The 23,835-nt window shown below is 68.1% G+C and carries 23 protein-coding genes and 1 pseudogene; 7 read left to right on the top strand and 17 right to left on the bottom strand.

What is annotated here, in order from left to right:
• The first annotated feature begins 18 nt into the window (after positions 1–18).
• Entirely contained in the window at positions 19–1,674 is a 1,656-nt protein-coding gene (locus ACOFKW_RS08725; protein WP_419813763.1) for a DEAD/DEAH box helicase, read from the top strand.
• Between the two features lie 84 nt (positions 1,675–1,758).
• Entirely contained in the window at positions 1,759–2,559 is an 801-nt protein-coding gene (locus ACOFKW_RS08720; RefSeq protein ID WP_419813762.1) for an enoyl-CoA hydratase-related protein, read from the top strand.
• On the opposite strand, the gene tgt is transcribed toward ACOFKW_RS08720, so the two are convergent.
• The 8 genes from tgt to ACOFKW_RS08680 all read right to left on the bottom strand — a co-directional run bounded on the left by tgt (position 2,546) and on the right by ACOFKW_RS08680 (position 8,825).
• The gene (tgt, locus tag ACOFKW_RS08715) at positions 2,546–3,688 is read right to left on the bottom strand and encodes a tRNA guanosine(34) transglycosylase Tgt (protein ID WP_419813761.1); all 1,143 of its coding nucleotides are present in this window, start codon (positions 3,686–3,688) and stop codon (positions 2,546–2,548) included. The genes ACOFKW_RS08720 and tgt overlap by 14 nt on opposite strands.
• Before the next feature lie 92 nt (positions 3,689–3,780).
• Positions 3,781–4,434, bottom strand: a complete 654-nt coding sequence (locus ACOFKW_RS08710; RefSeq protein ID WP_419813760.1) for a methyltransferase family protein — start codon at positions 4,432–4,434, stop codon at positions 3,781–3,783.
• On the bottom strand, positions 4,431–5,156 hold the full coding sequence (locus ACOFKW_RS08705) for a sterol desaturase family protein (protein ID WP_419813759.1): 726 nt from the start codon (positions 5,154–5,156) through the stop codon (positions 4,431–4,433). The genes ACOFKW_RS08710 and ACOFKW_RS08705 overlap by 4 nt, the downstream gene beginning before the upstream one ends.
• Positions 5,157–5,290: 134 nt before the next feature.
• Positions 5,291–6,313, bottom strand: a complete 1,023-nt coding sequence (queA, locus tag ACOFKW_RS08700) for a tRNA preQ1(34) S-adenosylmethionine ribosyltransferase-isomerase QueA (RefSeq protein ID WP_419813758.1) — start codon at positions 6,311–6,313, stop codon at positions 5,291–5,293.
• A 40-nt stretch (positions 6,314–6,353) separates the two neighbouring features.
• Positions 6,354–7,052 carry a peptidylprolyl isomerase gene (locus ACOFKW_RS08695; protein ID WP_419813757.1) on the bottom strand — a complete coding sequence of 233 codons (699 nt, stop codon included), beginning with the start codon at positions 7,050–7,052 and terminating at the stop codon, positions 6,354–6,356.
• 115 nt (positions 7,053–7,167) lie between these two features.
• Positions 7,168–7,608: a pantetheine-phosphate adenylyltransferase gene (coaD, locus tag ACOFKW_RS08690; RefSeq protein WP_419816915.1), complete on the bottom strand. Its 441-nt coding sequence runs from the start codon at positions 7,606–7,608 to the stop codon at positions 7,168–7,170.
• 57 nt (positions 7,609–7,665) lie between these two features.
• The gene (locus ACOFKW_RS08685) at positions 7,666–8,580 is read right to left on the bottom strand and encodes a polyprenyl synthetase family protein (protein WP_419813756.1); all 915 of its coding nucleotides are present in this window, start codon (positions 8,578–8,580) and stop codon (positions 7,666–7,668) included.
• Positions 8,580–8,825, bottom strand: coding sequence for an exodeoxyribonuclease VII small subunit (locus ACOFKW_RS08680; RefSeq protein WP_419813755.1), 246 nt, complete (start codon positions 8,823–8,825; stop codon positions 8,580–8,582). The genes ACOFKW_RS08685 and ACOFKW_RS08680 overlap by 1 nt, the downstream gene beginning before the upstream one ends.
• 209 nt (positions 8,826–9,034) lie before the next feature.
• Between ACOFKW_RS08680 and ACOFKW_RS08675 the strand changes: the two genes are divergently transcribed.
• Together ACOFKW_RS08675 and ACOFKW_RS08670 are read left to right on the top strand one after the other, a co-directional pair.
• Positions 9,035–10,447: a M20/M25/M40 family metallo-hydrolase gene (locus ACOFKW_RS08675; RefSeq protein WP_419813754.1), complete on the top strand. Its 1,413-nt coding sequence runs from the start codon at positions 9,035–9,037 to the stop codon at positions 10,445–10,447.
• Positions 10,444–12,057: an amino acid permease gene (locus ACOFKW_RS08670; protein WP_419813753.1), complete on the top strand. Its 1,614-nt coding sequence runs from the start codon at positions 10,444–10,446 to the stop codon at positions 12,055–12,057. Before ACOFKW_RS08675 ends, ACOFKW_RS08670 begins: the two co-directional genes overlap by 4 nt.
• A 48-nt stretch (positions 12,058–12,105) precedes the next feature.
• Here the strand turns inward: ACOFKW_RS08670 and ACOFKW_RS08665 are convergent, their stop codons facing one another.
• Genes ACOFKW_RS08665 through argS form a run of 6 tightly spaced genes read right to left on the bottom strand, consistent with a single transcriptional unit; the run spans position 12,106 to position 18,121 of the window.
• Positions 12,106–13,098 carry an adenosine kinase gene (locus tag ACOFKW_RS08665; protein ID WP_419813752.1) on the bottom strand — a complete coding sequence of 331 codons (993 nt, stop codon included), beginning with the start codon at positions 13,096–13,098 and terminating at the stop codon, positions 12,106–12,108.
• Between the two features lie 50 nt (positions 13,099–13,148).
• Positions 13,149–13,649 (bottom strand): SMC-Scp complex subunit ScpB, encoded by a 501-nt coding sequence (gene scpB / locus ACOFKW_RS08660; protein ID WP_419816914.1) that lies wholly within the window; start codon positions 13,647–13,649, stop codon positions 13,149–13,151.
• Between the two features lie 50 nt (positions 13,650–13,699).
• Entirely contained in the window at positions 13,700–14,461 is a 762-nt protein-coding gene (locus ACOFKW_RS08655) for a segregation and condensation protein A (RefSeq protein WP_419813751.1), read from the bottom strand.
• The gene (gene nagZ, locus ACOFKW_RS08650) at positions 14,458–15,462 is read right to left on the bottom strand and encodes a beta-N-acetylhexosaminidase (RefSeq protein WP_419813750.1); all 1,005 of its coding nucleotides are present in this window, start codon (positions 15,460–15,462) and stop codon (positions 14,458–14,460) included. The genes ACOFKW_RS08655 and nagZ overlap by 4 nt, the downstream gene beginning before the upstream one ends.
• Positions 15,459–16,394, bottom strand: coding sequence for an SPOR domain-containing protein (locus ACOFKW_RS08645; protein WP_419813749.1), 936 nt, complete (start codon positions 16,392–16,394; stop codon positions 15,459–15,461). The genes nagZ and ACOFKW_RS08645 overlap by 4 nt, the downstream gene beginning before the upstream one ends.
• A complete protein-coding gene (gene argS / locus ACOFKW_RS08640) occupies positions 16,394–18,121 on the bottom strand; it encodes an arginine--tRNA ligase (RefSeq protein ID WP_419813748.1) in 1,728 nt (575 codons plus the stop codon). The genes ACOFKW_RS08645 and argS overlap by 1 nt, the downstream gene beginning before the upstream one ends.
• Positions 18,122–18,405: 284 nt before the next feature.
• Between argS and ACOFKW_RS08635 the strand changes: the two genes are divergently transcribed.
• From ACOFKW_RS08635 to ACOFKW_RS08625, 3 genes are all read left to right on the top strand, one after another.
• Positions 18,406–19,290: a bestrophin family protein gene (locus tag ACOFKW_RS08635; protein ID WP_419813747.1), complete on the top strand. Its 885-nt coding sequence runs from the start codon at positions 18,406–18,408 to the stop codon at positions 19,288–19,290.
• A 119-nt stretch (positions 19,291–19,409) separates the two neighbouring features.
• Positions 19,410–19,595 (top strand): hypothetical protein, encoded by a 186-nt coding sequence (locus ACOFKW_RS08630; RefSeq protein WP_419813746.1) that lies wholly within the window; start codon positions 19,410–19,412, stop codon positions 19,593–19,595.
• A gap of 51 nt (positions 19,596–19,646) precedes the next feature.
• Positions 19,647–19,955: a hypothetical protein gene (locus tag ACOFKW_RS08625; protein ID WP_419813745.1), complete on the top strand. Its 309-nt coding sequence runs from the start codon at positions 19,647–19,649 to the stop codon at positions 19,953–19,955.
• Here ACOFKW_RS08625 and ACOFKW_RS08620 read toward each other — a convergent pair.
• The 3 genes and pseudogenes from ACOFKW_RS08620 to ACOFKW_RS08610 all read right to left on the bottom strand — a co-directional run bounded on the left by ACOFKW_RS08620 (position 19,952) and on the right by ACOFKW_RS08610 (position 23,677).
• A pseudogene (locus ACOFKW_RS08620) lies at positions 19,952–21,607 on the bottom strand (MFS transporter). The gene ACOFKW_RS08625 and the pseudogene ACOFKW_RS08620 overlap by 4 nt on opposite strands.
• A 55-nt stretch (positions 21,608–21,662) precedes the next feature.
• On the bottom strand, positions 21,663–22,820 hold the full coding sequence (locus ACOFKW_RS08615; protein WP_419816913.1) for a deoxyguanosinetriphosphate triphosphohydrolase: 1,158 nt from the start codon (positions 22,818–22,820) through the stop codon (positions 21,663–21,665).
• Positions 22,820–23,677, bottom strand: coding sequence for a retropepsin-like aspartic protease (locus ACOFKW_RS08610; RefSeq protein ID WP_419813744.1), 858 nt, complete (start codon positions 23,675–23,677; stop codon positions 22,820–22,822). Before ACOFKW_RS08610 ends, ACOFKW_RS08615 begins: the two co-directional genes overlap by 1 nt.
• Between the last annotated feature and the right edge of the window lie 158 nt (positions 23,678–23,835).

Below are 23,835 nucleotides of genomic sequence, written 5' to 3'. Positions count from 1 at the left end.
CATGCGTTTAGGACATTCATGAGTTTCGAAGCCCTCGGCCTGTCGGAGGAACTACTCCGCGCCGTAGCCGACAGCGGTTACAACGATCCGACGCCAATCCAGCGCCAGGCGATCCCGCCGGTGCTGATGGGACGCGATATCATCGGCGTGGCGCAGACCGGCACCGGCAAGACCGCGTCGTTTGTGCTGCCGATGATCGACATCCTGGCAGAGGGTCGCAGCCGCGCCCGCATGCCGCGCTCGCTGATCCTCGAGCCGACGCGCGAACTGGCCCAGCAGGTCAGCGAGAATTTCGATAAATACGGCAAATACCACAAGCTCAGCATGGCCTTGCTGATCGGCGGCGTGTCGATGGGCGACCAGCTCGCGGCGCTGGAAAAGGGTGTCGACGTCCTGATCGCTACCCCGGGCCGGCTGATGGACCTGTTCGGCCGTGGCAAGATCATGCTCAACCAGTGCAGCCTGCTCGTCATCGACGAGGCCGATCGGATGCTCGACATGGGCTTCATCCCGGACATCGAGGAAATCTGCACCAAACTGCCTGCAGACCGTCAGACGCTGTTGTTCTCGGCGACCATGCCGGGGCCGATCAAGAAGCTGGCCGACAAGTTCATGACCGACCCGCGCGTTATCGAAGTTGCGCGCCCGGCGCAGTCGAACGTCCTGATCTCGCAATTCGTCGTCGAGACCAGCCCGCGCGGCAAGCGCGAGACGCTGCGCAAGCTGTTGCGCGATCCCGAGCTGAAGAACGCTATCGTCTTCTGCAACCGCAAGCGCGATGTTCGCGAACTTGCCGATGTGCTCAAGAAGGCCGGCTTTGCCTCGGGCCAGATCCACGGCGACATGGATCAGGGCGACCGGATCAAGGAACTCGACCGCTTCAAGGCCGGTGACATCACCATCCTGGTCGCCTCCGACGTTGCGGCACGCGGCCTGGACGTTCCGGGCGTCACCCATGTCATCAACTATGACGTGCCGCACCATGCCGAGGATTACGTCCACCGCATCGGCCGCACGGGCCGCGCCGGCCGCACCGGCATCGCCTATACGCTGATGACCCCCGACGAGGCCGAGAACCTTGCCGAGGTCGAGAAGCTGATCGGTCACAAGGTACCGCGCCACGGCGCCGAGGCCACTACGACGGCCGAAATCGAGGCGGTTGCCGAGACCATCGAAGTACCGAGCGATGCAGTCGCCGAGGATGAGCGCGATGCCGTTGCCACCGGTGGCGAGACGGGCACCGAGCCGAAGCGCCGTCGACGTCGTGGTGGCCGCGGCCGCACCGGCGGCGACCGCGAACCGCGCGAGGCCAATGCCGGTGGCGAAGAGGCCGCCTCGCAACCTGAAGCGCGCCGCGAGACGGCGCCGCGTGAGCAGGCACCCCGGGGGCAGGCTCCGCGCGTGCAGGCGACCCGCGAGCAGGCGCCTCGCGATCAGGCGCCTCGGGAAGAGGCACGACGCGATGCACCGCGCAACGAGCCGCGCCGCGATGGCCGCCGGGACGAGCAACGGCGCGACGAGCCCCGGCGCGACGAGCAGCGCCGCGAGGAACCGCGGCGTGGTCGTGGCGGCGGTGGGCGCGATCGTGACGATGACCGCGACACCAACGAGGTCGGCTTCGGCAGCGACGGCATGCCCGCCTTCATGATGGTCAAGGCGCGCAGCGAGCCCTGAGCCGGGCTTGCGCCGGGCTTTACGATAGTCACCGCGTGGCGGTCGCGCTAAGGTTGACGTGGGCGTGAACCACGGAGCCTCGCGATGACTTACGAGCATATCCTGTACGACGAGGCGGACGGCGTCGCGACGCTGACCATCAATCGCCCGGCGATGCTCAACGCGCTGCATACCGGCGTCATCACCGAGATGCTGCACGCCGTCGACCGCGTCCGCGACGAGGGCAGCGCGCGTGTCCTGCTGTTGACCGGCGCCGGCCGCGGCTTCTCCAGCGGTGCCGACCTGGGCAGCGGCGACACCGCCAGCGCGGCGATGAGCGGCGGCCCGGTCGATGCGGGACGCCTGCTCGAGACGCACTTCAACCCGTTGCTGGAGCGGCTGTTCGCACTGCCGGTACCGTTCGTCACCGCGGTCAACGGACCGGCGGCGGGGGCGGGCTGTTCGCTGGCGCTGGCGGGCGACATCGTCATCGCCGGGCGCTCGGCCTATTTCCTCCAGGCGTTCATCAACATCGGGCTGGTCCCCGACGTCGGCTCGACCTGGATGCTGCCGCGCCTCGCCGGCAAGGCGCGCGCGACGGCGATGATGATGCTCGGCGAGCGAGTGCCCGCTGAAACTGCGCTCGACTGGGGCATGATCTACAAGGTCGTCGACGATGCCGAGCTGATGCCGACGGCGCAGGCGCTGGCGGCCAGGCTGGCGAAAGGGCCGACCGGTGCCTATGCCTTGATCCGCCACGGCATTCGCGCGTGCCTCGACACGACGCTGACCGAGGCTCTGTCGCTGGAGCGACGTAACCAGCGCCTCGCCGGCCGCTCGCCCGACTTCGTCGAAGGCGTCAGCGCCTTCCTGCAAAAGCGTCCGGCGGTATTTACGGGGAAGTAAGCCCGCCCCGATAGCGGAGCAGGAACGCTGCCGCGAAGGCTGTGACCCTGCCCTCGGCGATTGCAGCGCGAAGTCCGGCCATGAGCTGCTGGTAGAACCAGATATTATGCTCGGTCATCAGCATGGCGCCGAGGATCTCGTCGGAGCGGACGAGGTGTTGGAGATAGGCGCGGCTGTCCTGCGCGCAGACCGGACACGCACAATCGCCGTCGAGCGGCCCTTCATCCTCGGCAAAGCGCGCGTTGGTGATGTTGAGCGGCCCGTCATGAGTGAAGGCCTGGCCGTTGCGACCGGATCGCGTCGGCAGCACACAGTCAAACATGTCGATGCCGCGCAGCACCGCCCCGACGATGTCGTCAGGCTTGCCGACCCCCATCAGATAGCGCGGCGCGTCGGCGGGCAACTGTCCCGGCGCATAGTCGAGGACCTCGAACATCGACGCCTGGCCTTCGCCGACCGCCAGGCCGCCGATCGCATAGCCGTCGAAGCCGATCGCCTGCAGCGCATCCGCCGACCGGGCGCGGAGCCCGGCGTCCATCGAGCCCTGCTGGATGCCGAACAGCGCGGCGCGCTCGGCATGCTCGACACCCTCGTCGAAGGCGTTGCGCGATCGCAGCGCCCAGCGCATCGAACGCTCCATCGACGCCTCGGCCTGCTCCGGCGTCGCGGGGAAAGGCGTGCACTCGTCGAACACCATGACGATGTCGGAGCCGAGCAGCCGCTGGATCTCCATCGAACGTTCGGGCGTGATCAGGTGCTTCGAGCCGTCGCGGTGCGAGGCGAAGGTGACGCCGTTCTCGGTCAGCTTGGCGAGCTTGCCCAGCGACATCACCTGGTAGCCGCCGCTGTCGGTCAGGATCGGCCGATCCCAGCCCATGAACTTGTGCAACCCCCCGACCCGCGCCATCCGCTCGGCGCCCGGACGCAGCATGAGGTGATAGGTGTTGCCCAGGATGATGTCCGCCCCCGCCGCGCGGACTTCGGCCGGGCGCATCGCCTTGACCGTGGCGGCGGTACCGACCGGCATGAAGGCGGGCGTGCGGATGTCACCGCGCCGCATCGCGATGGTGCCGGTGCGTGCGGCGCCATCGGTTGCGGCGATGGTAAAGTCGAAGCGCGGTCGGGTCATGGCGTCGGATTACGTCCTGGGGCTTGGTGTCGAAGGGCCCGGGCCGTGTAGAACGCTTGAGGCGGTGTCACCAGAGCGTGGCGTCGGCGGCCTCAGCCCATCGCGCGCGGCAGCACCATCGGCACCCGCAGCGCATAGTCCGCATAGACCGGAAATGCGGCGCGCAGAACCCGCTCCTCGTGCTGCATCCGGCGCCATTGCAGCGCCAGCTGGGCCGCGCCGATCAGGATCGCCGGCCACGACCAGTGCAGGATGATGATGGCGACGGTGCTGAAGCCTTCGGCGACGTACAACGGGTGGCGGACGACGCCGTACGGACCATGGGTGACCAGCTCGCGAGCCGCCGCCATGATCGAGAAGGACCGGCCGAGATAGTGCAGGCAATAGATCGACGCCGCGGTCCCGCAGAGCAGCAGCAGCGTCGCGCCGACCTGGACGCCGAACGGCGCCTTGCCCGGTGGCAGCCAGACCAGCACCATCAGCAGGAAAGTCCCGGCGATGGCGGCAAGTCGCGGCTCGATCCCGGTGGCGACGCTGGTCGGCGGCGAGCGGCGCACCGTCATGACGACCATCAGCAGCACGAACGACAGGCTGAGCGCCTGTGCGATCGCCCCCAGCGCGAACGACGGATCGAGCGCCGTGGCGCGAACCTTGGCGATCAGGCCGACGACCTGGGTGATCGCCAGATAGACAAAGGCAAGGATCATCAACGACTTGCCGAGCAAGTCTTCGCCACGCGCACTCATCGAACGGTCACCCCTGCGGAATTTGCTTCCGGGCGCTGCCGGCGGACGAAGGGCCAGGCAAGCTGACGCAGATAATCGGGCGGCACCTCATCGTCGGTGCCAAGGCGGGTCGGCGCCGCGTCGGGCAGGTGCAGCGTGCCGAACAGCCGGTCGAGCCAGGTCAGGCTGGGTGCGAAGTTGCGGTCGTACGCCTCGACGTGATTGGCGTGGTGCCAATGGTGAAAGTGCGGCGTCGCGAAGACATGGCGCAACGGGCCGATGGCGACGCGGACGTTCGAGTGCACCAGGTACGACTGCACGGTGTAGATCATTGCATGCACGGCCATCGCCTCGGCCGTGAAGCCGAGCACGAACAGCGGCAGGTAGGCGGCCGCAGCGAGAATGATCTGGTCGGCGGCATGAACGCGGTGCGTCGCCAGCCAGTCGAGCTCCTCGATGCTGTGATGGACCGAGTGGAAGCTCCACAGCCACGGGATCGCATGGAAGCTACGGTGTGCAGCATAGACGCCGGCGTCGGCGACGACATAGGCGGCGACGACCTGCAGCCACAGCGGCAGGCTCGCGACGAAGCCGTGCGGCGCCGGGCCCCACCAGTTTGCGACGGCAGTAATGAGCAGGATGAAGCCGATGCGGACGACGATGCCGTTGGCAAACATGTAGATGATGTCGTTGAACCAGTGCCGGCGGAAAAAACCCTGTCCGCGCCGGTTCGGCAACAACATCTCCAATGGAATGAAGATCAGGGCGACGACAAGTATTACGCGAAAGTTAATAAGGTCCGCGATCACAACTTGTACGCCCCACTGCCCCGCCGGATATTAGCATCGGCTCATCGGGGCCGCAATGCGGCAGATCTTCAGGCTGGGAGCAACAGACTAGCGTCGCCATAACTGTAAAAGCGGTAGTCGTCCGCAATGGCATGGGCATAAGCCCGGCGCATGGTGTCGAGGCCCATCAATGCGCTGACCAGCATGAACAAGGTCGATTTCGGCAGGTGGAAGTTGGTCAGCAGCCCGTCGATGGCGCGAAAGCGGTAGCCGGGCGTGATGAAGATCGAGGTGTCGCCGGTCCAGGCGCCGGGTCCCGCCGCCGCGGCGCTTTCGAGGAGCCGAAGCGAGGTCGTGCCGACGGCGATGACCCGGCCGCCTGCCGCCCGAACCGCTGCCAGCCGTTCGGCGGTGGCGGCGTCGAGGCTGCCCCATTCGGCATGCATGCGGTGGTCGTCGGTGTCGTCGGCCTTGACCGGCAGGAAGGTGCCGGCGCCGACGTGCAGCGTCACCGTCTCGCGGCCGATGCCGGCGGCGGCGAGCGCCGCGAACAGGGTCGGGGTGAAATGCAGGCCGGCGGTCGGCGCGGCGACGGCGCCGGGCTTGTCGGCGTAGAGCGTCTGGTAGTCGGCGGCGTCCCGAGCGTCGACCGCACGCTTCGAGGCGATATACGGCGGCAGCGGCATCGCTCCCGCAGCCTCCAGCGCCGCTTCCATCGGCAGGTGGCTGTCGAAGCGCCACAGGATCGCCCCATCCTCGGCACGGTCCTCGACCTTGCCGTGCAGGCCGGCACCGAAGTCGATATAATCCTCGATCTGCAAGCGCCGGGCGTTCCGGACGAAGCTCCACCAGCGCCACTCGTCGACCCGCTTGTGCAGCGTGACACCGATGCGCGCCTCGCCGCGCTTGCCGGCCAGCTGGGCCGGGATGACGCGCGTGTCGTTGAACACCAGGCAATCACCGGCGCGAAGCTGCGACGGCAAGTCGGTGAAGCTCAGGTCGGCAAGGCCGGTGGGCGTGACCTTGAGCAGCCGGGACGCGTCGCGCGGCGTCGCCGGGCGCAGGGCGATACGCTCCGGCGGAAGATCGAAATCGAAATCGGCAACGCGCATGGAATTCGGTTCCGCCCTTCAAACCAGCAGAAGGGTGGGCTTACTTCGGCGGCACCGCGGACTGCGACGGGAACGCCATCGGCGCCGGGCCGGCAGCCGGGACCGGCGAACTCGGCGCGGGCGGCGCGATGTTGTCGGCGGCAATCGAGGCCTGGACGATCTTCGACGGATTGGCCGGTGGCTCACCCTTCTCGATGGCGTCGACGAACTCCATGCCGCCAACCACGCGGCCCCAGACGGTGTAATTATGGTCCAGCTTCATGACCGGCTGCAGGACGATGTAGAACTGGCTGTTGGCGCTGTCGGGCGACGTGGCGCGGGCCATGGCGACGCTGCCGCGCAGATGCGGCAGGTCGTTGAATTCGGCCTTGAGGTCGGGCAGCTTGGAGCCGCCGGTACCCGTGCCGGTCGGATCGCCGCCCTGCGCCATGAAGCCGTCGATGACCCGGTGGAAGACCGTACCGTCATAGAAGTGCTGGCGCGTCAGGGTCTTGATGCGCTCGACGCTGTTCGGGGCAATGTCGGGGCGCATGACGATGGTAACGCGGCCGCCGGTCGACAGATCGAGCAACAACGTGTTCTCGGGCGTAACCGGCGGCGGCGGCTTGACCACGGTCGGCTCGGACTTGGGCAGTTCCTTCGGGGTCGTCGCGACCTCCGGCTCCTTCTGAGCCTGGGCGGGCACGGCCATCGCCATCGACAGCCCGAACGCTGCAGCCGCCGCCATCATTCCGCGCATCGTCAAACCATTCCCCGCAATCATAAACCAGCCATTGCCGAGGCTGGCGTTCGCAATTCGCACCGCATAGCTGACGCAAGGCTGAACGTCACCTTGGCGCCTGTTGCCGTGACGATCAGCCCGCCTTCAGCTGTGCGACCCGCGCCACCACGTCGGCGGCGACACGCGGCGTCAGGAACTTGCGGACGTCGCCGTCGTACATCGCGATCTCCTTGACCAGGCGCGATGCGATCGGCTGCAGCGCGACGTCGGCCATCAGGAAGACCGTCTCGATGCGCGCATTGAGTTGCTGGTTCATCCCAGCCATCTGATACTCATACTCGAAGTCAGCGACCGCCCGCAGCCCGCGGATGATCATCGAGGCGCCCTGCTCCTCGGCAAAATTCATCAGCAGCGCGTCGAATTCGACGACCTTGATGCTCGGCATGCCCTCGGTCTCGCGGCGGACGTGCGCGGTACGCTCCGCCAGACTGAACATCGGCGACTTGGAGGCATTGGTAGCCACGCCAATGACCAGCGTGTCGACCAGCTTGGCACCCCGCCGGATGATGTCCATGTGACCCAGCGTGATCGGGTCGAAGGTACCCGGATAGACGCCGATGCGTGTCGTCACCTAGCGGTCGCGGTCGATGGTGAAGCGGGCGATGGCGCGCAGCAGATCGGCCTCGCGACCGAAGCTCTGCAGGTGCTCGATGGCCTGCTCGATCAGCATCTGCGCCTGCGTCCGGGCTCGTTCGACGCCGAGCAGCGACACGAAGGTCGACTTGCCCGCCGCCGCGTCCTTGTTGACCGCCTTGCCGGTCTTGGCCGACTCGCCTTCCACGTCGAGCAGGTCGTCGGCGATCTGGAAGGCCAGCCCGAGGTCGCGGGCGTATCCTCTGAGTGGCGTACGCTGCGATTCGGGGATGCGCCCCATGATCGCCCCGGCCTCGAGGCAAAAGCCGATCAGTGCGCCGGTCTTGAGCTGTTGCAGGCGCGTGGTCGCGCCGATGTCGAACTCGCGCTGCTCGGCCGCAAGATCCATCATCTGGCCACCGGCCATGCCGCTCGGGCCACTGGCGCGCGCCAGCTCGAGGACCAGTTCGGCGCGGGCACTGGCATCCTCGTGCGTCGCCTCGTCGGCCAGCACCTCGAACGCCAGCGCATGCAGCGAATCCCCGGCCAGCACTGCCGTCGCTTCGTCGAAGGCCTTGTGAACGGTGGGCTTGCCACGGCGCAGGTCGTCGTCGTCCATGCACGGCAGGTCGTCGTGGATCAGGCTGTAGCAATGCACCGCCTCGATCGCGATGGCGACGCGCAGGGCCCGTTCGCGGTCGACGTTGAACAAGTCGCAGGCGGCGACCACCAACAGCGGGCGCATGCGCTTGCCACCGCCGATGGCAGAGTGTCGCATGGCCAGGTACAGGCGCTCGCGGCCGTCGTCGGGAACCGCCAGCAGGCGGTCGAAACGCTGGTCGATCGACTTGCCGATGGCGTCGAGCGCGGGCTTCAGACTGATCGAGGCCTGGACCAATTCAGCGCCGCCCATCAGGCTGCATCGAAGGCGCGGACGCCAGTCGGGGTGCCGTCGCTGCCAAGCTGGATCGCTTCGATCCGCGCAGTCGCACCAGCCAGCTTGGCTTCACAGTGTTTTTTCAATGCCTGCCCCTGGGTATACAGGTCGATCGACGCCTCCAGGGGCGTGTCGCCGGCTTCCAGGCTGTGGACGATCTTCTCCAGGCGCGCGAGGGCGTCCTCGAAGCTCAGGCCGGTCAAATCTTGCGGTTCGGTCATCGCGCATGTTTTGGACGGGCGGTCGGCGGGGGTCAAGGCAGTTGCCTGTCGTTCACGTCGCACTAAGCTGGCGCGGTAAAGTCCGGAAGGATCGTTGGAATGCAGGTCACTGCCGCCGTCGTCGCTGCGCGTGGTGCCGATTTCGATTGCCGTCGTCTCGAACTGGTCGAGCCAGGCGCGAGGCCGGTCCCGGTCATGGAGCAAGACGCATGAAGCTGCTGGTACTGATGGCCCTGGTCGCGGCGGTCCCGGCGACGGCGGCGCTGACCCCGGCAGAAACCCGCATGATGGCCAGCGTCGACGCCGACCAGCCGCGCTCCATCGCCCTGCTGCAGCGATTGGTCGACCAGAACAGCGGTACGATGAACCTGGCCGGCGTCACCAAGGTCGGCGAGATGATGACTGCCGAGCTGAAGCCCCTCGGCTTCGACGTGGTGTGGAAGCCATTGCCGCAGACCAAGCGCGCCGGGCACATCATCGCGACGCACAAGGGCAAGCCGGGCGGCAAGCGCCTGCTGCTGATCGGCCATCTCGACACCGTGTTCGAGCCGGACTCGCCTTTCCAGAAGTTCGTGCGCAGCGGCGACAAGGCGACCGGACCGGGCAGCGGCGACGACAAGGGCGGCATGGTGGTGATGGTCGCCGCCCTGCGCGCCATGCAGGTGGCCGGCACCCTAGCGGGCGCCAACATCGAGATCGTGCTGAGCGGCGACGAGGAGAGCACCGGCGACCCGGTCGAAGTCGCTCGTGCCGATCTGGTCGCGGCGGGCAAGCGCGCCGACGCCGCGCTCGACTTCGAAGGACTGTTCCGCGAGGGCGGCAAGGACATGGGCTCGATCGCCCGGCGCTCGTCGAACAGCTGGGAAGTCCGCACCACCGGCAAGACCGGCCATTCCAGCCTGATCTTTAATCCCGAGTACGGCGACGGCGCGATCTACGAGCTGGCACGCATCATCGCCGCCTTCCGGACGGAGCTGCCGGAGCCGAACCTGACCTTCAATGTCGGGCTGGTCGCCGGTGGCGCGGCCGCGAGCCTGGACGGCGACAAGACCCGCATGACGGCGACGGGCAAGACCAATATCATCCCGGCCATTGCCATTGCCCGCGGCGACTTCCGCACGCTGTCGGACGAGCAGACCGCGCGGGTGCGGGCCAGGATGCAGGCCATCGTCAGCAAGTCGGCGCCGCTGACCAGCGCCACCATCACCTTCGATGAGGGCTATCCGCCGATGGCCCCGACCGCCGGCGGCCGCGCGCTGCTGGCCCGGCTCAACCTGGTCAACCGCGACATCGGCCTGCCGGAGATGCCCGAGCTCGATCCGCTCAAGCGCGGCGCCGGTGACATCGCCTTCGTCGCGCGCGACGTCGACGGTCTTGTCGGCCTTGGCACGGCCAGCACCGGCGATCATGCGCCCGGCGAAACGGTCGACCTGACCAGCATCGCGGTGCAGGCCAAGCGCGCCGCGATCCTGATGTCGCGCCTGGGTGCCGAGGCCCGACCGCGTAAACTGCCTAAAGCTTTGCACTTGACCGCTGCCGGTGGCTCACGCCACGGTACGCCCAGCAATTCGTCGCGGCGGGACACTGGTAACCGGGTTCGCCGTTTGAGGGGAAATTCATGAACTGGCGTGTTAAGTCTCTCGACGCGATCCTTGCGACAGCCGAGAAAAAGTCGCTCCACCGAAGCCTTGGTGCCTTTCAGCTGACCATGCTCGGCATCGGCGGCATTATCGGCACCGGCATCTTCGTGCTGACCGCCGAGGCGGCGCAGGTCGCGGGTCCCGGCATGCTGCTCAGCTTCGTGTTGTCAGCAGCGGTCTGTGGCCTGGCGGCGCTGTGCTACGCCGAGCTCGCCTCGATGGTCCCGGTCGCCGGCTCCGCCTACACCTACAGCTATGCGACCTTCGGCGAGATCCTGGCCTGGGTCGTCGGCTGGGCGCTGGTCCTGGAATACGCGGTCGCAGCGTCTGCCGTCGCGGTCGGCTGGTCGGGCTATGCGGTCGGCGTGCTGGAGAACCTGGCCGGAATCCATATCCCCAGCGTCATCGCCAACGGCGACGGCATCATCGCCCGCATGACCCTGTTGTTCTACCCGATGACCCCTGAATTGCAGGTCGCGATGAATACCGGCGGGTTGATCAACCTGCCCGCCGTGGTGATCTCGATGGCGGTCACCGCCTTGCTGGTCGTCGGCACCAAGGAGAGCGCCACGGTCAACTCGGTGCTGGTCGTCGTCAAGATCCTGGCGCTGACCGCCTTCATCGTACTCAGCGTGCCCGCCATCCAGTCGAAGAACTTCATTCCCTTCGCGCCGCTTGGCACCGGCGGCATCATCAGCGCCGCCTCGATCATCTTCTTCGCCTTCGTCGGCTTCGACGCGGTCTCGACCGCCGCCGAGGAGACCAAGAACCCGCAGCGCAACGTGCCGATCGGCCTGATCGGCAGCCTGATCATCTGCACGATCTTCTACCTGCTCGTCGGTGCCGGCGCGATCGGCAGCTTCGGCGCCCAGCCGGTCCTCGACGCAGCCGGCAACGGCCTGATCCCGGGCTCGCCGGCGCTGGTCGCCCAGTGCAACCTCGACGGCAACGTCCTGCTGGTCTGCTCCAAGGAGGCTCTCGCCCACGTCCTGCGCTCGATCGGCCATCCGGCGATCGGCAACATGCTCGGCCTCGCTGCCGGCTTCGCCCTACCGTCGGTCGTGCTGATGATGATGTACGCCCAGACGCGCATCTTTTTCGTGATGTCGCGCGACGGCCTGCTGCCGACCTCGCTGGCCAAGGTTCACCCGCGCTTCAAGACGCCGCATGTCGTCACCATCGTCACCGGCATCGGCGTCACTGTCGCGGCGGCGTTCTTCCCGGTCGGCGCACTGGCCAGCGTCTCCAACGGCGGTACGCTGTGCGCCTTCTTCTTCGTCGCGCTGGCGATCATGGCGCTGCGCCGGACGAACCCGGACCGCAGGCGCTCCTTCCGTACACCGGCCGTCTGGGTCGTCGCCCCCTTGGCGGCGGCAGGCTGCGTCCTGCTGTTCCTGTTCCTGTCGACGACCGCCCAGCTGGTGTTCTTCGGCTGGGCGGCGATCGGGCTGGTGTTCTATTATCTCTACGGCCGCACCCGCTCCAACGTCGCGCGCGGCATCAACGAGGCGCACGAAGACGATATGGGTATCCCGCCAGTCGGCGTCGCACCGATGCCGAGTGCTCCGACACCCGGCGGTCGTCAGGCCTGACGGCAGCATGACGGCGCCGGGGCCGATGCCCCGGCGCTGCAGCAGCCGCTAGCCGATCGTTGCAGCGACGAGGGCGCGCAGGTCGCGCTCTGGCCGGGCGCCGTAATGGGCGATGATCTCGGCGGCGGCGATGGTGCCTTGGCGGGCGCAATCGGGCAGGCTGCGGCCCGCGACGAAGCCGCTCAGGAAGCCGGCGGCAAACAGGTCGCCGGCCCCGGTGGTATCGAGCACCTGGGTTGCGGGATGGCACGGCACGACGTGACGCTCGCCCTTGTTGAGGACGACCGCGCCCTTCTCCGATCGCGTCACGACCGCGATGGTCGAATGGCTGGCCAACTGTGCCATGGCGTCGTCGAGGTTTTGCGTCTTGTACAGGGCGCAGACCTCGTTCTCGTTGCCGAACATGATGTCGACGTGGCCGTTGAGCAGCGTGATGAAGTCGTCGCGGTGGCCTTCGACGCAGAACACGTCCGACAGCGTGAAGGCGACCTTGCGGCCAGCCTCACGCGATATGGCGATGGCCTTGCGCATCGCGGCGCGCGGCAGTGCCGGATCCCATAGATAGCCTTCGAGATAGAGGACCGCCGACGCCTGGACGGTGGCGGCGTCGATGTCCGCCTCGCTCAATTCCTGGCAGGCGCCGAGGTAGGTGCTCATCGTGCGGTCGCCGTCCGGGGTGACCACGATCAGGCAGCGCCCGGTCGGCGGACCGTCGACCATTGGCACTGTGTCGAACCCGACGCCGGCGGCGCGGATGTCATGGGCGAAGACCTCGCCGAGCTGGTCGGCGGCGACGCGCCCGACGAACTTGGGCTTGCCGCCCATCGCGGCGATGCCCGCGACGGTGTTGGCCGCGGAGCCGCCGGAGACTTCGCGGGTGCTGCCGAGCAGGGCGTACAGCCGCTCCGCATCATCGGCACCGATCAGCCGCATCGAGCCCTTGGGGATGGAATTGTCGCTGAGAAACGCGGGTTCGGCGATGGCGATGACGTCGACCAGCGCATTGCCGATAGCGAGAACGTCAATGTCATGGGTGGTCATGGGCGGCAGGCTTTCAGGGACGAGGAGCAGGATCGCTGGATTGCGCCCTCCTACGCATCTGCGTCGCCGCTGTCATCGCCGGGAATCTCGGCGGCGAGCAGCCCGGCCGCCTTGAGGTCGGCCAGCCCCGGCAGGTCGCGGCGGCTGGCGAGGCCGAAATGCACCAGGAAGCCGGGCGTCGTCGCATATTGCAGGGGTCGGCCCGGGCTCTCGCGGCGTCCGGCAGGGCGAACCCAGCCGGCCTCCATCAGCACGTCGACAGTGCCGCCCGAGACGCCGACGCCGCGGATCGCCTCGATCTCGGGACGCGTGACGGGTTCGTGATAGGCGATGATCGCCAGCGTCTCGACGGCGGCGCGCGACAGCTTGGCCGGCCGCTCGCGGGTCGGGGCGAGGACATGGGCAAGGTCGGGCGCAGTCTGGAACAGCCAGCGCCCGCCGCGCTCGACCAGCACGATGCCACGCGGCGAATAGTTGTCCGCGAGTTCGGCCAGAAGTCCGGCGACGTCGGCTTCCTCGGGCAGGTAGCGCGCCAGTTCGGCGACCGTCATCGGCGCGGCGGCAGCGAACAACAGCGCTTCCAACTCCCGCGACAGGTCGCTCACCGGCGCGCTCGCAGCAGTAGCGGGCCAAAGGCGTCCCCTTGCGAAAGCTCGACCCTGCCCTGCCGGGTCAGCTCCAGCGCGGCGACGAAGGTCGAGGCGAGTGCCGACCGACGATAATCCTCGTCGTCGGCGGTGGGCAGAAACTCGGCCAGTTCGGTCCAGTCGATCGCGACCCCAAGCAGCTGGGAGAGCTGCTCGATCGCATCGTCGAGCGCCAGGACGGCGCGACGGCGGACGGCGTAGACGCCTTGCGTGGCGCGCGCCCGAATGCCGCCATAGGCGCTGAGTAGTTCGTAGAGCGAGCATTCGTGCCGCGCCTGCATCTGGAACCGCAGCCCCTCAGGCGCGACGCGGCGAAAGCTCTCGCGATCGAGTTGGTCGCGGGCCATCAACCGGCTCCCGGCTTCGCGCATCGCGTCCAGCCGCTGCAGCCGCCATTGCAGGCGCAGCGCCAGGTCCTGCGGATCGGGATCGGCCGTCGGGTCGGGCGGCAGCAGCAGGCCGGACTTCAAAAACGCCAGCCACGCCGCCATTACGAGGTAATCGGCGGCCAGTTCGAGCCGCAACGCCTTGGCATCGGCGATGAAGGCGAGATACTGGTCGACCAGGCTGAGGATCGACAGCTTCGCCAGGTCTACCTTCTGCGCCCGCGCCAGGTTGAGCAGCAGGTCGAGCGGTCCTTCCCAGCCATCGAGTTCGAGGGTCAGCACGTCCGGCCGGGGCAGCTCCTGCTGCGGCACCCAGCCGTCGTCGGTCACGCCAGCGCCAGCAAGGCGTCGCGCTTGGCGATCAGGTCGGCGATCTGACGGTCCTCGGGCGGCCTTGCCCAGGCGATGGCGGCATCGAGCCGGCGGATAGCCTCCGCGCCGATCGGGCCGACCGCATCGACGACGGCGCGCATCTCGGCCATGTCGCCGGAACAGTGCAGCGCAATGTCGCAATCGGCAGCCAGCGCATCCCGCGCCCGCGAGCCGAAATCTCCGCCCAGCGCCTTCATGCCGAGATCGTCGGACATCAGCAGGCCGTCGAAACCGATGTCCTTCCGGATCGTCTCGCCGATGACGATGGGCGACAGGGTGGCACAGCGTTCAGGGTCGAGAGCGGTGTAGACGACGTGCGCGGTCATCGCCATCGGGGCGGCAGCGCGGAGGGTGCGGAACGGCTCGAGGTCGACCTCCAGTTCCGCAGCGGTGGCGTCGACGACGGGCAGGTCGAGGTGGCTGTCGACGCGGGCGCGGCCGTGGCCGGGAATATGCTTCATCACCCCGCAGACCCCGCCGGCGCGCAGGCCGTCGAGCTGTGCCTTGCCGAGAGCCGAGATCCACATCGGCTGGTCGGCAAAGGCACGGTCACCGATGATGCCGTGACCGTCGGGCTGGGGAACGTCGAGCAGCGGCAGGCAATCGCCGTTGATGCCGACGGCGCGAAGGGTCAGCGCTATCGCCAGCGCATTGACCCGGCAGGCCTCGATAGCGGAGATCGGGGCGCGGTCGTAAAGCTCGCCGAACCGCGCGGCGGCGGGGAACAGCGGCCAGTGCGGCGGCTGCAGCCGGGCGACGCGGCCGCCTTCCTGGTCGATGAAGATGGTGACCTGCTCGCCCGAGATCTCGCGCAGGCTGTCGGTCAGCGCCAGCAACTGCGCCGGGTCGATGCAGTTGCGCTTGAAGACGATATAGCCGGCGGGCCGACAATCCTGGAACAGCGCGCGTTCGTCGGCGGTCAGCACCTCGCCGGACATGCCGAGGATCAGCGGGGTCATTGGGCCACCAGGCAGGCTTCGCCCGCGACCTTCATGCGGGCGCACAGGTCGGCGGCGGTGGCATGGTCGGCGACGCCGGTGGCGCGCAGCCGGTACAGCGTCGTGCCGTCGCGATCGAGCTTGACGATGCTCTTGCCGAGCCCGGCCAGGTAGCTGAACCGCTTGCTATAGTCCTTCCACGCCGCCTCGGCCTTGGCGCTGGTCGAGAAGGCGCCTAGCTGGAGCACCGAACTGCCGGATGCGACCTTGGCTGGTGGTGGCGCGCCATTGACCGGCGCGACCGGCGCGGCGGGCTTGGGCAGCGGCTTCAGCGCGGTCACGGTAACCGGCTGCGGCGGCACGATCCTCGCCGGCGCGACCTTGACCGGCGCAGCGGTGACCGGGGGAACCTTGGCGGGCGCGGCGGTGACCGGGGCCGACTTGGCAGGCACGGCATGCTGGCCGGGCGGTGGGATCACCACCTGCTCCGAGGCACCGGCGGCGGGCGGCAGCAGGTCGACGGGCGCACCCGCAACGGGGCCGGTCGCAGCAGTCGTCGGCCGCGCCATCGGGTCCTCGGGCATCGCGTTGGGATCGATCGCGCCGCCTGGATCCTGGCCTTCGCCGGCCGCGTACATGGTCTGGCCACCGCCATCGACCTGCATGCCGCCGGGATCGTCGGGCTGAACTTTATAGGGGCCGGGATCGGCGGCGATCAGCGGCACGTCATCGGGCGAGACCGTACTGCCGGCGCTGCTGCCGGTCTCCCGCGTCCGCGAGGTGAGGGCGTAGAGTCCGCCGACGATGAGCGCCAGCAGCCCCAGGAATATCGCGATACCGGCGATCAGTCGGCGCTGCGGCACGACGGTGGCGCCGCGCTCCTCCTCGACCTCGGCCAGCCAGGGCAGGTCGTCTTCCTCGTCGTCATAATCGGGTTCGCGGCCGCGCGCCATCAGTGCAGTTCCTCGACCGGCTCGACGCCCATGACGCCCAGGCCGTTGCGGATAACCTGCCCGACGGCGCGCGCCAACGCCAGCCGCGCCGCGGTCAGCGCCGCATCCTCCGCGACGACGAAACGCCGCGAGGCATCGTCGTTGCCGCGGTTCCACGCCGCATGAAACGCCGCTGCGAGATCGCCGAGATAGAAGGCGATGCGGTGCGGCTCGCGCGTCGCTGCCGCCGCCTCGACGGTTCGCGGCCACTGCGCGCACAGCTTGATCAGCGCCAGCTCCTCGTCGTCGAGCCGCGTCAGGTCGGGCTCGGCGGGCAGCACGATGCCGGCTTCGGCGGCGCGGCGCTGGATCGAGTGGATGCGGGCGTGCGCGTACTGGACGTAGAACACCGGGTTGTCGCGCGACTGCTCGACGACCTTGGCGAAGTCGAAATCGAGCTGCGAATCGGCGCGCTTAGTCAGCATCATGAAGCGCACGACGTCCTTGCCGACTTCACGCACGACATCGGCCAGCGTCACGAACGAGCCGCTGCGCTTCGACATCTTGACCGGCTCCCCGGCGCGGTAGAGGCGGACCATCTGGACGATCTTGACGTCGAGAGGGACCGTGCCCCCCGACAGTGCCGCGACCGCCGCCTGCATGCGCTTGACGTAGCCGCCGTGGTCCGCGCCGAACAGGTCGACCAACTGGCCGAAGCCGCGCTTGAGCTTGTCGTAATGATAGGCCACGTCGCCGGCGAAATAGGTCCAGCTGCCGTCCGACTTCTTCAGCGCGCGGTCGGTGTCGTCGCCGAACTGCGTCGCCTTGAACAGCGTCTGCGGACGGGGCTCCCAATCCTCGGCGGTGTCACCCTTCGGTGCTTCGAGGACGCCCTCGTAGATCAGCCCCTTGGCGCTGAGGTCGTCGAGCGCCAGCTGGACTGCATCGCCGAGGCCGGCCTCGGAGAAGAACACGTCCTGCCGGATGCCGAGCAGCGCGAGATCGGCGCGGATCAGGTCCATCATCAGGGCAACGGCGCGCGCCTTGAACAGCTGCAGCCACTCCGCCTCGGGCGCATCGAAATAGCGGTCGCCGAACTCGGCCTTGAGCGCTTCGCCGACCGGGATCAGGTAATCGCCGGGGTAGAAGCCTTCCGGAATTTCGATCGTCGCGCCAAGGGCTTCGCGGTAGCGCAGGTGCGCCGAGCGGGCGAGCGTATCGACCTGGCTGCCGGCATCATTGATGTAATATTCACGCGTCACGCCATAGCCGGCAAAGGCCAGCAGCGCGGCCAGCGCATCGCCCAGCACGGCGCCGCGGCAATGCCCCATGTGCATCGGCCCGGTCGGGTTGGCGGAGACATATTCGACGTTGACCGCCATGCCGGCGCCGGCGGTCGAACGGCCATAGTCGGGCCCGTCCGACAGGATCGTCGCCAGCTCGGCGCGCCACACGTCGGGCTTGAGGCGGATGTTGAGGAAGCCCGGCCCGGCGACCTCGGCCTCCGCGACCTCGGGCAGGCGCGCCAGATATTGCGCGATGCCGGTGGCGATCATCCGCGGATTGGCCTTGGCAGGCTTGGCCAGCACCATCGCGGCGTTGGTCGCCAGGTCGCCGTGGGTCGCATCGCGCGGCGGCTCGACGGTGACGTGGCGCATGTCGAGGCCGTCGGGCAGATCGCCCTCGCGCACCAGCCCGGCGAGCGCGTCGGCGACATGGGCGGCGTAGCGGTGGTAGAGTGTGGTCAACGGTCGGCCTGTCATTGCGATATGCTGCGTCCCCTGTAAGCGGTGTTCGCCGCGAAATCACGCGATTGCTCCATCGCGCGGCAGGGACGCTTTGCCGAACCACGAGGCGGAACGCGTCTCTTGCCCGCCTGCCAGCCAGCCTCGGCCACTAAAACTCTCTGCGCGCAGGATGGTTGTGGGCAGTGCCGGGTATCGGAGCCTTGGCTTTTGCCCTCGCCAAACATAGCTCGTTGCCCGGAACCGCAGAAAATCCGTTAATGACCATTATGCCAATGGGATAGAAGATGATCGTCAGCCGCATACCACGCGTCAGCCATATCGTCCGCGAGGTGTGGCGGCCTCTCCTGGCCTTGGCGGTTTGGGATGTCCTCGTGACGGTCGCATATTTCACCGTGGGCTTCGATGCACCGGCCTTGCCGCTGACGTTGTTCGGTTCGGTTCTCGCCCTGTTCTTGGGCTTTCGGGACAACTCCGCCTATCAGCGATGGTGGGAGGGGCGAGTGCTGTGGGGATCGATGATCAACTCCTCGCGCAGCCTGGCGCGTGCGGCGCGCAGCTTCCTTTCCAATCCCGACGCACACGAACTCAAGCGGTCGATTATCCTGCGCCAGATCGCTTATGTGAACGCGCTCCGTTGCCAGCTTCGGCGGCAGGATCGCGATGAGAAAGTGTTGCGGTTCCTGACCGAAGGCGAGGCTGAGCCGGCGTTGGCTCGGGTGAATGCCGCCAATGGCCTGCTCGACGGTACCAGCCGGCGCATCGAGGACGCCAGGCAGAAAGGGTGGATCGACACCATCCAGCAAGCGCAGATGGAGCGCGTGCTGATCGATATCGCCAACGCGCAAGGCGGCATGGAGCGACTGAAGAACACGCCGCTACCCAACCAGTACCGGTTCTTTCCAACCATCTTCACGCATCTGTTCTGCATCCTCCTGCCGATCAGCCTGGTCGAGACGCTGGGCATCGCGACGCCACTTGGCTCGACGGTGGCGGGGCTGATGTTCCTCGCGGCGCTGCGTGTCGGCGACGACCTGGTCGACCCGTTCGCGAACACGGTGCACGACGTGCCGATGAGCGCGATGTGCCGGACGATCGAGATCGACCTGCTCCAGGGGATCGGTGATACGCCGCCCGAGCCTCTGGCCCCTGAACGGGGCGTCTTGTGGTGACAGCTCAACATCGACGATTTAGCCACCGTTGCTGACCAACCTGGCCGCGCGGACGACACCTCGACCGCCGTCGCGGCTGGCGGCTGGCGGCTGGCGGCTCCGGACACTAGGCTCGCGACATGCGCACCAAGCTGAGCGTCTGCCTGCGGAAGACTCGCTTCGTGTCCGAAAACGCGGCGCTACTCGTTGCCGGACGCGCCGATGTCGCGCTGCGCTCCTATCGCTGCGACCGCTGCGGGCAGTTCCACCTGACCAGCCGGACCAAGGGCAAGCGCATGCCGCGACCGGCCGATCCAACGCCTTGAATTCGACGCTTTCGGCTGGCCAGATCGTCCGGCGGCGCGAGGAGTGTGCGGATGTCGATGGTGGCAGTGCTGATGCTGCAGGCGGCGCTCCCCGGAATGGGGTTCGACCTGCACGCCGTCGATCCCCAGGCGCCGTGCAAGACCGGTACGAGCGAGGAGATCGTGGTCTGCGGCAGCCGTCACGAGGACGAGAAGTATCGGCTGCGCCCCCTGCCGCCCGGCGCTTACGAGATCAGGCCGCCGGTGGCGCGGATCGGTGTCCTCGGCGACGGCAATCTCAGCGTCGAGGGCGAGACCCATGCGCTGGCCGGCGGTGTCAGTAGCAATCGCCTGATGCTCAGGTTGACCAAGCCGTTCTAGCTCGACTGGCTGGGGTCGGTCATCGGCGCGGCCAGCTCGCGCGCGCCAGGGCTGCGGACGAGCGGCAGCGCGCTGGTCTGGCGCTCGATCATGCGGTGGACGCGTGGTGCCTCCGGGCCGCGGTGCAGACTGCGAATGGTGTCGAAGGAGGCAGCATCGGCGCGGGTGCGGCGCTCGTTATGCCGGACATAGTCGATCCAGGTGGCGACGTGATAGCGCTCGATCCACAGCCGATGGTCGCCAAGGTCGCGCAACAGCGTCCAGTTGTGCGCGCCGTCGCGGCGGCGGATGCGGCCCCGCTCGTTCATCGCCGCCAGGAAGGCCAGAATGTCGGCTTCATCGATGTCATACTCGATCGTGACGACAATCGGTCCGCTGCGAGGTTCGACCGGCACGTCGGTGACCGGCTCGTGCCAGCGTCCCAGTGCATCGAGGTCCAGCGTCTCGGCCTGCGCCAGCGGCATGACCAGCCCGAGCAGCACGCCGACCGCCTGCACCGCGGCGGCGACCAGCAGCGCCTCGGCGACCCCGTGGTCCTCGGCCAGTACGCCGAACATCCAGCTGCCCGCCGCCATGCCGCCGAACGCCGCCATCTGGTACAGCGAGAGCGCGCGCGCCACGACCCATCGCGGCGTCGCCAGCTGGACCGTGACGTTGAAGGTCGACAGTGCCAGCACCCAGCCGCCGCCCGCGACGAACAGCGCCGGCAGGGTCAGCGGCAGCGACCGGCTCAACCCCGCGACCGCCGCGCCGATCGCCAGCGCCAGCGAGGCGACCCGGACGACGCCTTCGCTCGACAGCCGCTCGCGCAACCGGCTGCTGGCGAACGCCCCGCCGACTGCGCCGATGCCGAATGCGCCGAGCAGCGCGCCATAGGTCAGCGGGCCGCCGTGCATCAGGTTGCGCGCCACCAGCGGCATCAGCGCCGGGACCGCCGCCGCCGCCAGCCCGAACACCAGCGCCCGCAGCAGCACGACGCGCAGGTTTGGTGACATCGCAACATAGCGGATACCCGAGCCCATCGCCTGCAGCAGCGGCTCAGCGGGCAGGGTCCGTGGCGGCCGCACCGACTGCCAGCGTGCCAGCACGGTGATCAGGCCAAGATAGCTGACCGCATTGACCGCAAAAGCCGCTGCCGCGCCCGCCGCTGCGACGATCGCGCCACCGACTGCCGGGCCGACGCTGCGCGCGATGTTGAAGCCCATCGAATTAAGCGCGACGGCTCCGGCCAATGCCGGCCGCGGCACCATCTCGCCGACCGAGGCCTGCCAAGCCGGGCCGTTGAACGCCGTGCCGCAGCCGATCAGGAAGGTGAAGCCGAGCAGCATCATCGGGGTCAATATGCCCTGCTAGGCGAACACCGACAGCGTCGCGGAGACCAGCAGCATGAACAACTGCGCCGCCAGCATGACCTTGCGCCGGTCGAGATTGTCGGCGACCGCGCCGGCGAGCAGCGACAACAGCATGATCGGCAGCGTCGTCGAAGCCTGGACCAGCGCCACCAGTTGCGGCGACCCGGCCAGCGACGCCATTGTCCACGATGCGCCGACCGACTGGATCAGCCCGCCGAAATTGGACGCCATCGCCGCCAGCCAGACGGCGCGAAAGATCGGGATGCTGAGCGGCGACGGGGCGGTGGCAGGTTCGGTCATGGCGCTACAATGCACCGGCCGCGCGATCGGGCCGCGCGCCCCCAAACCGACCGCATCAGAAGTTGATGCCCTCGGGCAGCGGCGACGGGCCGACGATCCGCTCGAACTCACGAATGGCGTAGCGATCTGTCATGCCGGCGATGAAGTCGGCGATGTGGCGGGCGCGATCGGGCTCGGCCTCGGGCAGCGTGGCGCGCCAGCGGTCGGGCAGCCGGTCGGGGTCGGCGTGAAAGGTCTCGAACAGCCCCGCGACGATCAGCTGCGACGGGTCGCGGAGGCGCGTCACCGTCGGATGCCGGTACATGCGGGTGCGCAGGAACAGCTTCAGCGCCGCCTCCTGCGTTGACATGCCGGGGGAGAAGGCCGCCAGCGCGCGACCGGCGGCGCGGACATCCTCGACTGAGTCGGGAGCGGCATCGGCAATCAACGCGCGCGTCGTCGCCAGCAGGTCGACGGTCATCCGGCCGATCTGCTCGCGCACCAGTTCGGGCACCAGCCGGCGCTTTTCGGTGACATTCGGGAAGCGCGCCACCACCGCCGCCCAGCAATCGGCGGTCAGCGGTACCGTCATCAGATCGTCGATCGCGAACAGCCCAGCCCTCAGCCCGTCGTCGAGGTCGTGATTGTCATACGCGATGTCGTCCGCCAGCGCCGCGACCTGCGCCTCCAGCCCGGGCCATGAGCCAAGGTCGAGCGGCCAGGCGTCGTCGATCTCCCGCAGCGCCCAGGGCGGATTGGTTACCGGGCCATTATGCTTGGCCAGCCCCTCGACGGTCTCCCAGGTCAGGTTGAGGCCGTCGAACGCCGGGTAGCGGTGCTCGAGCCGCGTCAGCACGCGCACCGTCTGGGCATTATGGTCGAAGCCGCCATAGGGCAGCATCGCCGCCTGCAGCGCATCCTCGCCCGAATGCCCAAACGGTGGGTGGCCGAGGTCGTGCGCCAGTGCGCAAGCCTCGGTCAGGTCCTCGTTGAGGCCGAGCGCCCGGGCCAGCGTGCGAGCGATCTGCGCGACCTCCAGGCTGTGGGTCAGGCGGACGCGGAAATGGTCGCCATCGGGAGCGACGAAAACCTGGGTCTTGTCGCGCAGGCGGCGGAAGGCAGCGCTGTGGACGATGCGGTCGCGGTCGCGCTGGAATGGGTCGCGTGTCGCCGAGGCAGCTTCGGCATGGAGGCGACCGCGCGCACTGGCGGGGTCGCTGGCATAGGTCATCATCAAGGGCGCGGGTCCAACCAGATATAGCCCTGCGCGAAGTCGGTGACGATGCCGAACTGGCGCAGCAGCACGACGCCGATATTGGCATCGCTGGCATCGGGATTGCTGTCGATAACCGCGGGCTGGTCGATGAAGCGCTTGCCGGCGAGGTCGAGGGTGCGGAGCGGCAGCATGGTCTGGCGAACCTCGCCGCCGATGCCGCCACCGTTGATCGGCGTCGTCGGGCGACCGTCAGCGAGCAGCCGGTGCGTCGCGGCGAAGCCGGCACCGACCAGCGTCCGTCCGCCATTGCCGAGGTCGAAGTCGGCGACGGCAGCATGGCCCTCGATGGTCACCGGGATAGTCTCGATACCGCGCCGGCTGACCAGCGGCAGGCGCACGCCCGGCGGCGGCAGGCTGCGCGCGACAGTGTTGAGCGTCGCGGCCTTCAGGTCGATCGAGAGCCGCGCCGCATCGAACAGGTCACGCCCCAGAATGACGTCGATGCGCCCCTCCAGCCGCCGCGCAATGTCGCCGAGGTCGATCACCGCGACGTTCCTGGGGCGCAAGTCGAGGCCGGCGGCGCGCATCCGAACTCCGCCGACCAGCGTCGCCAGTGTCGTCGCCGAACCCGTGCCTCGCGCCGTGACCGAGCGCCCGCCACCCAGCTTGAGCCGGCGGGCGAAACCAAGGTCGAGCACGGTCATCTCGGCGGCGCTGTCGAGCAGCGCCTCCGTGGTGACGCCGTTGACCACGACCGGCATGTGGATTCGGTCGTCGACGATGCGCAACTGCGTTGTCGCCGCCTGCCCGGCAGCGGCGGGGATCAGGGCGATAGCAGTGGCAGCAGCAAGGAGGGTGCGGCGGGTGAGGGTCATGCGTGGCCGGGATGTGGGGTGCGCGCGGCTATTCTCAACACTCGCGCCGGCAGCGACGCCTTCATCATCAGCGCGATCATTTCAAACATTGTCATCCTGTGAGAGGCGCGCACAAATGCGTCATAGCCGCCGGGCAGGGTAATGCACTTCGCTAGCGG

The organism is Glacieibacterium sp., from assembly GCF_965200405.1.
In the GTDB taxonomy this organism is placed as follows: Bacteria; Pseudomonadota; Alphaproteobacteria; order Sphingomonadales; family Sphingomonadaceae; genus Glacieibacterium.
This window is presented reverse-complemented; position numbering and strand designations above follow the sequence as displayed.